The organism is Xanthomonas sp. NCPPB 3174 (genome assembly GCF_056725205.1).
Genome location: NZ_CM161517.1, coordinates 2,566,777 through 2,580,334, shown reverse-complemented (window position 1 = coordinate 2,580,334; position 13,558 = coordinate 2,566,777). Strand labels below are relative to the sequence as shown.

7 protein-coding genes are annotated in these 13,558 nt (G+C 68.1%); 1 reads left to right on the top strand and 6 read right to left on the bottom strand.

What is annotated here, in order from left to right:
• Nucleotides 1–339: 339 nt before the first annotated feature.
• The 6 genes from AC1PK7_RS11465 to AC1PK7_RS11440 form a co-directional block, all read right to left on the bottom strand.
• Nucleotides 340–2,583 (bottom strand): methyl-accepting chemotaxis protein, encoded by a 2,244-nt coding sequence (locus AC1PK7_RS11465; RefSeq protein WP_481098216.1) that lies wholly within the window; start codon nt 2,581–2,583, stop codon nt 340–342.
• Between the two features lie 346 nt (nt 2,584–2,929).
• Complete coding sequence (locus AC1PK7_RS11460) at nt 2,930–5,179, bottom strand: methyl-accepting chemotaxis protein (protein ID WP_481098215.1); 2,250 nt, start codon at nt 5,177–5,179, stop codon at nt 2,930–2,932.
• A gap of 252 nt (nt 5,180–5,431) precedes the next feature.
• Nucleotides 5,432–7,801 carry a methyl-accepting chemotaxis protein gene (locus AC1PK7_RS11455; RefSeq protein ID WP_481098214.1) on the bottom strand — a complete coding sequence of 790 codons (2,370 nt, stop codon included), beginning with the start codon at nt 7,799–7,801 and terminating at the stop codon, nt 5,432–5,434.
• Between the two features lie 13 nt (nt 7,802–7,814).
• Nucleotides 7,815–8,576: a transporter gene (locus tag AC1PK7_RS11450; protein ID WP_481098213.1), complete on the bottom strand. Its 762-nt coding sequence runs from the start codon at nt 8,574–8,576 to the stop codon at nt 7,815–7,817.
• 233 nt (nt 8,577–8,809) lie between these two features.
• Entirely contained in the window at nt 8,810–11,458 is a 2,649-nt protein-coding gene (locus tag AC1PK7_RS11445; protein ID WP_481098212.1) for a methyl-accepting chemotaxis protein, read from the bottom strand.
• A 179-nt stretch (nt 11,459–11,637) separates the two neighbouring features.
• Nucleotides 11,638–12,567 (bottom strand): LysR family transcriptional regulator, encoded by a 930-nt coding sequence (locus AC1PK7_RS11440; RefSeq protein ID WP_481098211.1) that lies wholly within the window; start codon nt 12,565–12,567, stop codon nt 11,638–11,640.
• A gap of 134 nt (nt 12,568–12,701) precedes the next feature.
• Here AC1PK7_RS11440 and AC1PK7_RS11435 point away from each other — a divergent pair, with 134 nt between their 5' ends.
• Nucleotides 12,702–13,556, top strand: coding sequence for a DODA-type extradiol aromatic ring-opening family dioxygenase (locus AC1PK7_RS11435; protein ID WP_481098210.1), 855 nt, complete (start codon nt 12,702–12,704; stop codon nt 13,554–13,556).
• The last annotated feature ends 2 nt before the right edge of the window (nt 13,557–13,558 follow it).

Below are 13,558 nucleotides of genomic sequence, written 5' to 3'. Positions count from 1 at the left end.
CGTCGCAATTTGCTTACGACAGCACGTTCCCGGGATCGCAGGCCCGCTGAGGTTGCCGCGGGGGACGGCCCCGGTCTGCAGGTGCCGGTATGTCCCCAGCCGGGTCACGTCGCCCGAAGGGATGCTGTGCGCCGATGCAGCCGGTGTCGTACCGGCTGGCAGCACCTGGCGTTCGCCGTGGTGATGCGGACGCTGCGCGCGGCAGTTCCGCGATGGTGTGTGCGGAGACGCGCGGACAGGCGATCGCCGGCAGCGCGTGTCCGCGCAGCCGGCGTCCGAAGCAATGACAGGATGTGCCGCGCGGCAGGGCGAGGCGGCCATGCCGTATGCGCGGTGGCCTCAGAACTCCTGCCAGGCGTCGCCATTGCTGGCGGCGGCCACCACGGGCCTGCGGGCCGCCGGTTGCGGCGTCGCGCCGGCCTTGCTCGCGACCCGCACCGCCGGCTTGGCCGGCGCCGCGCGCACCGCGGCCGGCCGCGCGATGCTGGCGACGCTGTCGATCTTGAACAGTGCGACCGCATCGCTGAGCTGGCCGGCCTGCTCCTCCATCGAGCGCGCGGCGGCGGTGGCTTCCTCCACCAGCGCCGCGTTCTGCTGGGTGGTCTCGTCCATCTGGGTGACGGTCTGGTTGACCTGCTCGATGCCGGCCGACTGTTCCTGTGAGGCCGCGGAGATCTCGCCCATGATGTCGGTGACGCGCTGCACCGAGCTCACGATCTCCTGCATGGTTTTGCCGGCCTGGCCGACCAGAGCCGAACCGGTGGCGACGCGGTCGACCGAGTCGTCGATCAAGGTCTTGATCTCCTTGGCCGCATTGGCCGAACGCTGCGCCAGGGTGCGCACTTCGCTGGCGACCACAGCAAAACCACGACCCTGCTCTCCGGCACGCGCCGCTTCCACCGCGGCGTTGAGCGCCAGGATGTTGGTCTGGAACGCGATGCCATCGATCACCGAGATGATGTCGGCGATCTTCTTGGAGGACGCCTCGATGCCGCTCATGGTCTCGACCACCTGGCCGACCACCGCGCCGCCCTGCGAGGCGACCGAGGCGGCGCCCACCGCCAACTGATTGGCCTGGCGGGCGTGTTCGGCGTTCTGCTTCACCGTGGAGGTCAGCTCCTCCATCGAGGCCGCGGTTTCCTCGAGGCTGGCGGCCTGCTGCTCGGTGCGCCGCGACAGGTCGTCGTTGCCGGCAGCGATTTCGGTGGCGGCGGCATTGATGCTGACGGCCGCGGTCTGGATGCGGCCGACGATGCCGGTCAACTGGTCGGCGGTGGCATTGGCGTCGTCGCGCATGGTGGCGAACACGCCATGGAACTCGCCGTCCATGCGCGCGGTCAGGTCGCCGGCGGCGATGGACTGCAGCAGGGACGACAGCTTGCCCAGGTTACGGTCGCTGACCTCCATCATCGCGTTGAGGTCCTGCACCATCAGCCGGAAGTCGTGCTGGAAGTGCGCGGCATCGCCGCGGGCGCTGAAGTCGCCGGCCGCCGCCGCGGCCGCCAGGCGCTTGATCTCGGTATTGATCGCTAGCAGGCTGGCTTTGGCCGCATCCATCGACTCGTGCAGCACCGCACGGCTGCCGGGCAGGCGACGCGCGTCGCGGCGCAGGTCGCCATTGGCGTATTCGTTGAGCACGCCGATGGCGTCGACGATGGCATCCAGATGCTCGAACATCATGGTGTTGATGCCCTTGCTCAGCTCGCCGTACACGCCAGGGAAGTCCTGCGGCATGCGGTGGCTGATGTCCTTGTCGGCATGCAGTTCGATCATCAACGCGGTTTCGCGGGAGAAGCGCTGCAACTGGGTCTGCATGCGGCCCATCGCGACCAGCAGGCGGCCGGGTTCGTCGCGCGCATCGGTGCTCACGTCGTTGTCCAGGCGGCCGTCGGCGATGGCCTCGGCGGCGCGGGTGGCGCGGCCCAGCGGCCCGGTCAGGCTACGGGTGATCGTCCAGCCCAGCAGGCCGCTGACCAGCAGGACCGCAAGGCCGCCTGAGATGAGGATGATGCGGCCGCGCGCCATCGCTGCCGAGGAGATCGCATAGGCCTCCCGGCTTAAGCGCCGCTGCAGATCGGCATTGGCGCGGATCGCCGCCTGCTGCCGCTCCATCGCCACCGCGGCATCGCCGAGCAGCAATGCCTGCGCCTGGGCGTTCTGGTCCTTCTCGCCGAGCGCCAGCACCTGATTGTTGAGTTGCACCGACTGCGCGCGCGCATTCTCGATCGCGGCCATGGCCTGGCGTTCGGCCGGGGTCGCCGGCATCGCCGACAGTGCATCGTGCGCGGCCTTGTAGCGCGCCCGGTTGCGCTGCACGATGTCGATCATCTTCTGGTTGGCCGCATCCCCATCGACGATGGTGATGGACAACAGCCCGATCTGCACGTTGGTATTGGCGTCCAGCATCTCGTTGGAGAGCCGGACCTTTTCCATGTTGCCGTTGACGATGCTGTCCAGTTCGCGATGCGCCCTGGCCATGGTCAGCAGCCCCATGGCGACCAGCACGCCGGACAGCAGGATGAGGATGCCGAACGCCATGCCCAGGCGCCGACCGACGTTGTAGCGTTGCAGAAGTGCGTTCATAGCCGACCTTTCGGGGGACAGAGGGGAACCGGGGCGCAATTGCTGGCGACCAGCGATTGCGACACGACCTGGCAATGCCGTGTCGCACCCTCGATATCGACGTGCCGGTGAGAAATTGAGCATTTCTCACGGACGTGTTGGCAGACGGTTAGGAAGCTGTCTGCGGTCCTACCGGTGTTGGTGGGCAAGGGCAAAATCCGACGCGGCTCCGACATGCGTTGGCGCCCGATAGAGCAGCCTTCGCCCTGTCTTTCGTGCCTGTGTCGGCGGGCATGGCGTGCACCGCGCACGCGTGGCATTGCCGCCGCAGCCGGTCGCCATGCCGGCGGCATGGCGACCGTGCGACTCAGAACTCCTGCCAGTCGCCGCCGACCGCGACCGCTGCGCGCTTGACGGGCTGCTTGTGCGAACGGGCGGCTGCCTTGGCGACACGCGGTGCGTTGGCCGCAACGGACGGCCCCCGTGCGGGCGCTGGGTGCACGCCAGCAGCGGTACCGCCGATGCTGTCGATCTTGAACAAGGCCACCGTGCTGGTGAGCTGACCGGCCTGTTCTTCCATGGAACGCGCTGCCGCAGTGGCCTCTTCCACCAAGGCCGCGTTCTGCTGGGTGGTCTCGTCCATCTGCACCACGGTCTGGTTGACCTGTTCGATGCCGGTCGCCTGCTCCTGCGAGGCGGCCGAGATCTCGCCCATGATGTCGGTCACGCGCTGCACCGAGGCCACGATCTCGCTCATGGTGCGGCCGGCCTGGTCGACCAGGACCGAACCTTCGGTCACGCGCGTGACCGAGTCGTCGATCAGGCCCTTGATCTCCTTGGCCGCGTTCGACGAGCGCTGGGCGAGGGTGCGCACTTCGCTGGCGACCACGGCAAAACCGCGGCCCTGGTCGCCGGCACGGGCCGCTTCCACCGCGGCGTTGAGCGCCAGGATGTTGGTCTGGAAGGCGATGCCGTCGATGACGCTGATGATGTCGGCGATCTTCTTCGACGAGGCCTGGATCCCGCTCATGGTCTCGACGACCTGGCCGACCACGCTGCCGCCTTGCGAGGCGACGGCCGCCGCACCCACCGCCAACTGGTTGGCCTGGCGCGCGTGCTCGGCGTTCTGCTTCACAGTGGAGGTCAGTTCCTCCATCGAGGCCGCCGTTTCTTCCAGGCTGGCGGCCTGCTGCTCGGTGCGGCGCGACAGGTCGTCGTTGCCGGCGGCGATCTCGGTGGCTGCAGCGTTGATGCTGACAGCGGCGGTCTGGATGCGGCCGACGATCGCCGCCAACTGCTCGGCGGTGGTGTTGGCGTCGTCGCGCATCCTGGCGAACACGCCATTGAAGTCGCCGTGCATGCGCGCGGTGAGGTCGCCGGCGGCGATCGACTGCAGCATCTGCGACAGCGCCTGCAGGTTGCCGTCGGCGGTGGCCATCAGTTGGTTGAGACTCTCGACAATGGCGCGGAAATCGTACTGGAAGTAGACGGCGTCTCCACGCGCGGCGAAATTGCCGGCCAGGGCGGCGGCGGCGAGCTGGTTGATCTCGCCGCTCATGCGCATCAGATTGCCCTTCACCGCAGCCATCGCCGTGGTGATCGTGGCCTTCTCGCCGGGCAGCTGCGGCATGTCCTGGGAAAGGTCGCCGATCGCGTAGCGTTCGATGAGATGCACGGTCTGCATTTTCACTGCGATGTGATCGCCGACCATCTTGTTCGCGTCGTGGACCATGCGCGCGTAGTCGCCCGTGAACGCGCTTTCGTCCATGCGGTAGCTGATCTCGCCGAGTTCGTGGCGGCGCGCCATTTCATCCTGCGCGCGCATCAGGTTGCGCAATTGCGTCTGCATGATGTGCATCGCATTCAGCAGCCGCGCCGGTTCGTCGCGCGCGTCGGTGGCGACGTCGTTGTCCAGGCGCCCGCTCGCGATGGCTTCCGCGGCACGCGTGGCACGGTGCAGCGGCTGGGTCAGGCTGCGGGTGATGGTCCAGCCCAGCAGACCGCTGACCAGCAGCACCATGACACCGCCGGCGAGCAACAGGTTGCGGCCATTGGCGATGGCCTGCGTCGCGTTGGCGTAGGCGGTCTGCAACTGCTCGTTCTGCAGGTCCACGTTCTCGCGGATGTAGCCGTTCCAGGCAAGGGTCGCAGGCCGCGAGCGATTGATCAGCAGGGCCTGCGCTTCGTCGTTGCGATTGGCGAGGGACAGCGCGATGACCTGATCGTTCAGTGCGCGCGCGGTCGCCCGTGCCGCGTCGATCTTGGCACGCACCACCTTGCCTTTTGCGGAAGGCGGGAACTTGTCCAGCTCGGCACGCAATTCGGTGTAGCGCTGACGCTGCTTCTTGATCTCTACCACGGCCTGCTGGTTGAGTTCGTCGCTGGTCACCATCGCCAGCGTGCCCAGCGCGCCAAGGATCTTGTTGTTGGCGTCGAGCATGTCGTTGCTGATGCGGGTCTTTTCGACGTTCTTCTTGACGATCTGATCCAGCTCGGTCTGGGCATGCGACATGGTCACCATGCCGGCCGCAACCAGCAGACAGGACAGCAGGATCAGCAGGCCAAAGGCGCCAGCGAGGCGGCGTCCGACGTTGTAGCGTTGCAGAAAGGCATTCATGTCGACCTCTTCGTTGACGGTGTCCCTGGGACGTCCAGGTCCTTGTCCCTGTTGGCGCCGGCGGCAGGTGCGCGGCCGGAGGGGCGGGCGTGGCGGTCAGAAAAGTGAAGAAAGGAAAACCAATGCGTTGCTGTACAACATGTTTCGCCGTCACCCGAATGTGATATCGGCGTGACGGCACATTCCTCGATACGCCGTTAGTCGTAAGACGATTCCCGACGCTGTCTGATTCATTTCCCTACGTAGTTCTTCTCACGCGGTCAGCGGCTGCCATTCGGTGCCGATCGCGTCGGCGATGGCCTGCGCGTTCGGCTGGGACGTCTGCGTGGCATGCGACGTTGCAAAGGTGGCCGAATGGCCGGCCACCACCGCGGCGACGAAGGCTGGAGCAGCAGTGGCACGCGTGGCGTGCTGTTCCAACCGGAACACGGCTACCGCGTCGCTCAACTGCGCTGCCTGGTCCTCCATCGACCGCGCCGCCGCGGTGGCTTCCTCGACCAGCGCAGCGTTCTGCTGGGTGCTCTCGTCCATCTGCGTCACCGTGCGGTTGACCTGCTCGATGCCGGCGGACTGCTCCTGCGAGGCCGCGGAGATCTCGCCCATGATGTCGGTCACGCGACCCACCGAGGCCACGATCTCCTGCATGGTCTGGCCGGCGCGCTGCACCAGCTCGGCGCCGGTGGCGATGCGGCCGACCGAGTCGTCGATCAGGCCCTTGATCTCCTTGGCGGCATTGGCCGAGCGTTGCGCCAGCACGCGCACCTCGCTGGCAACCACGGCGAAGCCACGGCCCTGTTCGCCGGCACGCGCCGCCTCCACCGCGGCATTGAGCGCCAGGATGTTGGTCTGGAAGGCGATGCCGTCGATGACTGAGATGATGTCGGCGATCTTCTTCGACGCGGTCTCGATGCCGCTCATGGTGTCGACCACCTGGCCGACCACCGCGCCGCCTTGCGAGGCGACCGCGGCGGCGCTGGCGGCGAGTTGGTTGGCCTGGCGAGCGTGCTCGGCGTTCTGCTTGACCGTGGCGGTCAGCTCTTCCATCGAGGCGGCGGTCTCTTCCAGGCTGGCCGCCTGCTGCTCGGTACGCTGCGACAGGTCGCTGTTGCCCTGGGCGATTTCGGTGGCGGCGCTGTGGATGTCGCCGGCGGCACGCTGGATACGGCCGACGATGTCGGCCAGTCGCTCGGCGGTGCCGTTGGCGTCGTCGCGCATGGTGGCGAAGATGCCGTGGAAGTCTCCGTGCATGCGCGCGCCGAGGTCGCCGTCGGCCAGCGCGCTGAGCAGCCGCGAGACCTCGGCGATGCTGATCGCGTTGGCGTCGAGCAGGCCGTTGAGTTGCTGCGCCAGCATCAGGAAGAAGCCTTGCTTGCCGGTGCGGTCGATGCGCTGCGACAGGTCGCCGGCGGCGGCGCTGCGAACCACCGCGGCCACTTCCGCTTCCACCCGGGTCTCGGCGGTGCGGTCGCGCCATTCGCAGACGAAGCCCAGGTGCGCGCCTTCGGCATTGCGAATGGCAGAGATCTCCTGGGCGATGCAGACCTCGCGATAGCGCACCTCGCGCTGCGCCGCGCCTTGCCGGTCCAGCCGCTGGTAGATTTCCGCGTCCTGCGAGTTGCCCACTTCCAGCAGCGCCACCGACTGGCCCAGCAGCGGTGCGGTGCGGTCGAATGCCGGCGCGCAGGCGCGGATGTCCTCGGCGTGGGTCTGCAGCAGGGTCTGCAGCGCGGTGTTGGCGTAGATGATGGTCAGGTCGGGATCGGCGATGTACATGCCGGTGGAGGCATTGTCCAAGGCGGTGCGGATGCGCAGGTTCTCCGCGGCGACGCTGCGTTCGCGTTCGATGCGCTCGCGCAGTTCGCGCTGCATCCGCGCCAGCGCCGCCATCAGGCTGCGCCCGTGCCTGGCGGCGACCGGAATCGGCTGATCCAGGCGGCCTTCGGCGATGTGCTGGGCGGCGTCCATCGCCACCCGCGGCTCGCCGCCGAGCAACTGCGCGACCGAGCGCAGGATCCAGGCCGCGGCCGCGGCCAGGCAAAGCACGGCCACCAGCACCGCGCCGGCCTGCTGCCAGGTGGCGCGCTGGCTCTGCTGTTCGGCGGCCTTGCGGCTCTGTTCGTTCAACGCCAGGATGCTGTCGCTGATCGTGTCCATCTCGGTTTCCAGCCGAGCGAACTGCGCGGTGAAGTCGGCATAGGCGGCGCTGCTGTCGCCGTGGGTCTCGGCCAGCGTCACCACTTTGTCGGCGGCGGCGATGTAGCGCTGCAGCGCCGGTCCGGCCGCATCCAGCTGCGCGCGCAGGGTGCCGTCCAGCGGCAGCTTCTGGTTGTCGTCCAGCGCCTTGCGGAACTCGCCGGCGTGTTCGCCCAGGGAGGCGCGCGCCGCCTTGACCCCGTCCGCATCCTGCCCCGCCGCCGCCAGGAGCGCAGCGGTGACGTCGCCGCGCAGGGCGTCGTGCATCATGTCGGCCTGCATGTGGTTGCGCAGCGCGTCCGAAGACACGACCTGCGCGGCGACCGAGCGCAACAGGCCTTGCTGGGCGCTGTAGCCGACGCCGCCCAGCGCGAGCAGGGCGAGCACCGCCACCAGCACCAGGATCCCGAGCATATGCATGATTTTCATCGGTGTGGCCCGATCAGAAACGGAAGGACAGGCCCGCGCCCAGCGCGTGGTCCGGCGAACGGTCGTTGAGGCCGCGGCTGTACACCACGTCCAGTTGCACGTCCTGGCTGAGCAGCCAGGCCGAGCCCACGTCGAGCAGGGCGACGGTGCCGCCGTCGTCGGCATGCGCGATCTGCGGCAGGGCCAGTTCCACGAACGAGCGGGTGCGGTCGTTCCAGGCCTTGCCCAGCACCACGCCGAAGATGCCGGCGGTGTAGCGATGCCCGCCGTCGCCTTCGTCGCGGATCACGCCCGGCATCATGCCCAGCGAGACGCTGTCGCTGAGTTCCCATTCGGCCACCAGGCGGAACGAGGGGCGCGCGCCGCTGCCGCGCACGTCGCGCGCGCCGCTGGGCAGGTCCACATGCAGCAGCCAGGCCAGCGAGGCACCGCCGATCTCGCTGGCCAGGTGATGCTTGAGGCCGAGCGAAATGTCGGAGAAGCCGGAGACGTCGTCGCCGACGGGGACGTCGATGGTCTGCCAGCCGTCGGTCTCCAGGCGCAGTTCCCAGCTCGGGCCGATGCCGTAGCGGAACAGGGTGGGCGTGGCGTAGCCATCGACGTCGCCGTCGCGTTCCCAGGCCACGCTGGTTTCCACCTGCAGGCGCCGGTCGCCGACGGTGAGGCTGGATTCCACGAAGTCGGGGCGATCGGTGGCGATCGGCTCGGCTTCGGCGTGCGCCCCTCCCGCAAGGCCGAACAGGGTCAGACAACTGGCAAGAACGACTGGCTTCATGGGGCCTCCCGTGGCGGTTCGGTCGGAACCGCGGGGATCCGGGCGCAGTGCGTCCGGCGCCGAGGCGCGTGCGGTGCCCATGGCGTGGCAGTTCCGCTTTCTATATCGACCCTGAAGACCGTTTCTTTACGAACGTGACGTGCTAAGCGCTCTGCGGTGGCCGAGGCGCCAGAGGGCTGGGGAGGGGCGCAAGGCGCTCGGGCGCCTCGCGCGGATCAGGGACGACGGGCGGCTCAGAATTCCTGCCACTGCGCGTCGTCCGGCGGCGCGGTCGCGCGTGGGACCGCGCGCAACGGGGCCGCAGCCGGCCGTCGTGGCGTCGCCGCGGCGGCCGCCGGGGCGGCCGCGGCAGGACGGCGTGCGGACGCCGATGCAACGGTCCCAGCCGTGGCGTCGGTCTCCAGCTTAAACAGCGCCACGGCCTGGGTGAGGTGGCCGGCCTGGTCTTCCATCGAGCGGGCGGCCGCGGTGGCTTCCTCGACCAGCGCGGCGTTCTGCTGGGTGGCCTCGTCCATCTGGGTGATGGTCTGGTTGACCTGCTCGATGCCAGCGGATTGCTCCTGCGAGGCGGCGGCGATCTCGCCCATGATGTCGGTGACGCGCTGCACCGAGGCGACGATGTCCTGCATGGTGGTGCCGGCCTGTTCGACGAGCGCCGAACCCTCGGCGACACGTTCGACCGAATCGTCGATCAAGGTCTTGATCTCCCTGGCCGCATTCGACGAACGCTGGGCGAGAGTGCGCACTTCGCTGGCGACCACGGCGAAGCCGCGGCCCTGTTCGCCCGCACGGGCGGCTTCCACCGCGGCGTTGAGCGCCAGGATGTTGGTCTGGAAGGCGATGCCGTCGATGACGCCGATGATGTCGGCGATCTTCCTGGACGATGCCTCGATGCCGTTCATCTTGTCCGAGACCTGGCTGGCCAGTGCGCCGCCCTGCGAGGCGACCGTGGCGGCGCCGGCGGCCAACTGGTTGGCCTGGCGCGCGTGCTCGGCGTTCTGCTTGACCGTGGAGGTCAGTTCCTCCATCGATGCGGCGGTCTCTTCCAGGCTGGCGGCCTGCTGCTCGGTGCGGCGCGCCAGGTCGTCGTTGCCGGCGGCGATCTCGGCCGCGGCCCCGTTGATGCTCATCGCCGCGGTCTGGATCCGCGTGACGATCGCCGCCAACTGCTCGGCGGTGGCATTGGCGTCGTCGCGCATGGTGGCGAACACGCCCTGGAAGTCGCCGTGCATGCGCGCGGTCAGGTCGCCGGCGGCGATCGCCTGCAACAGCGTGGACAGCGCGTGCAGGTTGCCATCGGCGGTGGCCATCAACTGATTGAGACTCTCGACCATGAGGCGGAAGTCGTACTGGAAGCGCTCGGCATCGCCACGCACGCTGAAATCGCCCGCCGCGGCGGCGCCGGCCAGGTGCTTGATCTCGGTGTTCATGGCGGTCAGGTTGCGCTTGACCGTGTCCATCGTGTCGGTCAGCACCGCTTTTTCGCCGGGCAGCCGATCCATGTCCTCGGACAGGTCGCCGATGGCATAGCGGCCCATGATCTGCGCCAGGCGCATCTTGACTGCGATGTGCGAGGCGGCCAGGGCATTGCTGTCGTGGACCATGCGCCCGTAGTCGCCCGGGAAGGCGCGTTCATCCATGCGGTAGCTGATCTCGCCGGCATCGTGGCGCTGGGCCATTTCCTTCTGCGCGTCGAGCACCGCGCGCAGCTGCTGCTGCATGCGCTGCAACGACCCCAGCAACTGTCCCAGCTCATCGTTGCGCGGGTACTGGATGCGGCTGTCCAGGCGGCCGGCGGCGACCGCACTGGACACTTCCACCGCACTGGCCAACGGCTTGACCACCAGCCGCCGCAGCAGCAGGTACAGACCGCCGCTGAGCAGCAGTGCCGCGCACAGGCCGACGGCGGCGATGGTCCACAGCAGGTTGTGTGCGGGCGCCATCAGCACCGCCTTCGGCACCGCCACGCCCAGCGCAAAGCGCTCCTGGGCCTGGCCGATCTGCAGCGGCACGTACACTTCCACGTCGGTGGCGCCGGTCTGTGGATCCACGCTGTCGCGGCTGACGGTCCTGCCCTGGGCGATGTCGGCCAGCAGGGCGCGTGTCGCCGGATCGCGCAGGGTCTTGCCGACCAGCGCAGGATCGCGGTCGGCGATGATGGCGCCGCCGGGCGAGAGCAGGCGCACGTGGCCGGCGCCGAGCGGGCGCAGCTTGGCCACGCGCTGCTGCAGCGCGGCCAGGCCGAAATCGGTGGTGACCACGCCCAGGAACGTGCCGTCTTCCAGGATCGGCGTGCTGACCGTGGTCATCAGCACCTTCTGTCCGGCGATCTCGTAATCGTAGGGTTCGGCGACGGTCGGGCGCAGCAGCTTGCGCGGATTCAGATACCAGTCGCCGGCGCCGGCCACGTCGTAGTCGCGCAGCGGATCGCGCACGAGTTTTCCGTTCTGCCAGGACCAGTACACCATGTAGCGGCCGCTGGCGTCGTGGCCCGCGCTGTTGGCGTAGTCCGCGTCCTTGCCGTCCAGCGCCTGCGGTTCCCACAGCGTGCCGATGCCGGTCCAGTCCGGATGCTGCTGCAGTTCGCGGCGCAGGCTGTCGCTGAACAGCTCGCGCGCCTTGTCCTGGCCGCGCTGGGCGAGCAGCGCATTGGCCAGCGCCTGGTTGGAGACGGCGGAGGCGCCGATGGTGTTGCCGATGCGCTCCGATTCCAGGCGTGCGGTGTCGGTCATGCCAACCTTGGCCGAGGCGAGCAGGGCGGAACTGCTGCGGGCGTAGATGATGGCGGCGGTAATGCCGAAGCACAGCAGGGCGATCGCGGCCACGCCCAACATCAGGCGGGTGGCGACACTGCTCGGGCGTGTGGAGGACGTCGTGGGCATCGCGGTCGTCTCGATGGGAAGAATGGAGCGCGCGCCGTCGGGGACTCCGACTGCTTCCTGGCGCGAGGCAGACGGGGCAGGGACGTGTGCGACGTCCTCGTTATCGGCACCGCGTCCCAGAAATGTAGTGGGCGTGGTGGTGTGTCCGCCGCCACGGCTGGCAGGCAGGTGCCGAACCGCTAGGGTTGCATCGGCATCTCGGGGATGCGGTACCAGGTGCAGGGACTGTCCTGCGAGGCGAGATGATCGATGAAGGTCCGCACCTTGGCCGACAGGTATTTCCGGCTTGGGTAGACCGCGTGCAGGGTGGCGCTGAACGTTGCCACCTCGGGGAGCACGGCGCGCAGTCGCCCTTGCATGACGTCGGCCAGCACCATCCACACCGGCAGCATGGCAAACCCCATCCCCTCCAGGGCCGCCAGATGCAGGAGGGTCTCGTTACCGCTGCGCATCACGGCGCGAAAGCGCACCGTCTCAGGTCCGTCCGCGCCATGGAACGAGATATCGGGTCCGATGTTGACGCCGCTGTAGAGCAACAGATTGTGGCCGTTGAGGTCCGCGATCCGGGCAATCTCGTCGGCGCCTTGGAGATAGGACGGCGCGGCGACCAGGCAGAAGTCGATGCGCCCGAGTGCGCGCGCGACCAGACCAGGATCGAGCCGTTCCGGCGTAGTGGCGCGTAGCGCAAGATCGAAGCCCTCGTCGACCAGATTGACCAGCCGACCGCTCAAATCCAGATCGAGGCGCACCTCCGGATAACGCCGCTGGTAATCGGCCAGCATCGCGACGATCCGCGGGGTCGCGAGCCAGACCGGCGCGCTCACCTTGAGGGTTCCGCGGGGCGACACCGCGACATCGCTGAGCGCCGCCTCGACCTCGTCCAGGCCGTCGAGGGTCTGCCGCGCCTGGACCAGATAGAGCGCGCCGGCCTCGGTCAGGCTGACACGCCGGCTGGTGCGGTTGAGCAAGCGGATGCCCAGTCGATCCTCCAGATGCTGCACATGCTTGCTGGCCATGGGGGTCGACAGGCCAAGACGGTTCGCAGCGGCGGTGAAACTTGCCAGCTCGGCCACCGCGCAGAAGACCCGCAAGCTCGTCAGCGTATCCATGGATCGTCAATCTAGAGGAAATGATTCTTCTACGGAAGTGCCGTTGTTCCTCTGGAAGGAAAAGATGACGTTATGCGAACGCGGTGGCGACGCCCCGTGACTCCCCAGGCTGGGACAGCCTGGTTCGTACCATAGTGAGGATCTCCATCGTGCGTGCAGGTCGTCTTCCCACCTATTTCGTCTGCCATGGCGGCGGACCCTGGCCCTACATGACCGGCGCGTTCCGTCGCCATTTCGACAGGCTGGAGCAATCGCTGGTCGAGATGCGCGCGGACTTGCACGGCGTGCCGCAGGCGGTGCTCGTCATCTCCGGGCATTGGGACACGGACGGCTTTTCCGTCTCGTCCGGCGCACGGCCCGGCATGGTCTACGACTTCGGCGGCTTTCCGGAGCATCTCTACCGTATCCGCTATGCCGCGCCTGGGTCGCCAGTGCTGGCGCAGCGGGTCAAGACGCTGCTGGGCACCGCCGGCGTGGAGGTCAGGCTCGATCCGGCGCGTGGCTTCGACCACGGCACTTTCAGCCTGATGAAGCCGCTCTATCCCGATGAGGACATCCCGGTCGTCCAGCTCTCGCTCGACAGCAGGTTCGATCCCGCGCTGCATATCGCCGCTGGCCGGGCGCTGGCGCCGCTGCGCGACGAAGGCGTGCTGATCGTCGGCAGCGGCCAGAGCTACCACAATCTTTCGAACATCGACGCGGCCGAGAGCCGCGAAGCCTCGCGCCAGTTCGACGACTGGCTGCAGCAGACGGTGGTCCACGCTGCGCCCGATGCCCGTGTCGCGCGATTGCTGCACTGGGAACAGGCACCGGCGGCGCGGAGAGCGCACCCACGCGAAGACCACCTGCTGCCGTTGATGGTGGCCGTCGGCGCCGCAGAGGACGATGCCGCGGCGCTCAGTTACCACCAACGCGATTTCATCGATGGGATCACCGCGTCGAGTTTCCGCTTCGGCGCGCTTCCTGCGGTTTTTTCCCGGAGCCAGTGACC

Excerpts from the sequence above, each read along its gene's own strand:
- AC1PK7_RS11465 (WP_481098216.1), bottom strand. The coding sequence starts at position 2,583 with ATGAACGCACTTCTGCAACGCTACAACGTCGGTCGGCGCCTGGGCATG.
- AC1PK7_RS11460 (WP_481098215.1), bottom strand. The coding sequence starts at position 5,179 with ATGAATGCCTTTCTGCAACGCTACAACGTCGGACGCCGCCTCGCTGGC.
- AC1PK7_RS11455 (WP_481098214.1), bottom strand. The coding sequence starts at position 7,801 with ATGAAAATCATGCATATGCTCGGGATCCTGGTGCTGGTGGCGGTGCTC.
- AC1PK7_RS11450 (WP_481098213.1), bottom strand. The coding sequence starts at position 8,576 with ATGAAGCCAGTCGTTCTTGCCAGTTGTCTGACCCTGTTCGGCCTTGCG.
- AC1PK7_RS11445 (WP_481098212.1), bottom strand. The coding sequence starts at position 11,458 with ATGCCCACGACGTCCTCCACACGCCCGAGCAGTGTCGCCACCCGCCTG.
- AC1PK7_RS11440 (WP_481098211.1), bottom strand. The coding sequence starts at position 12,567 with ATGGATACGCTGACGAGCTTGCGGGTCTTCTGCGCGGTGGCCGAGCTG.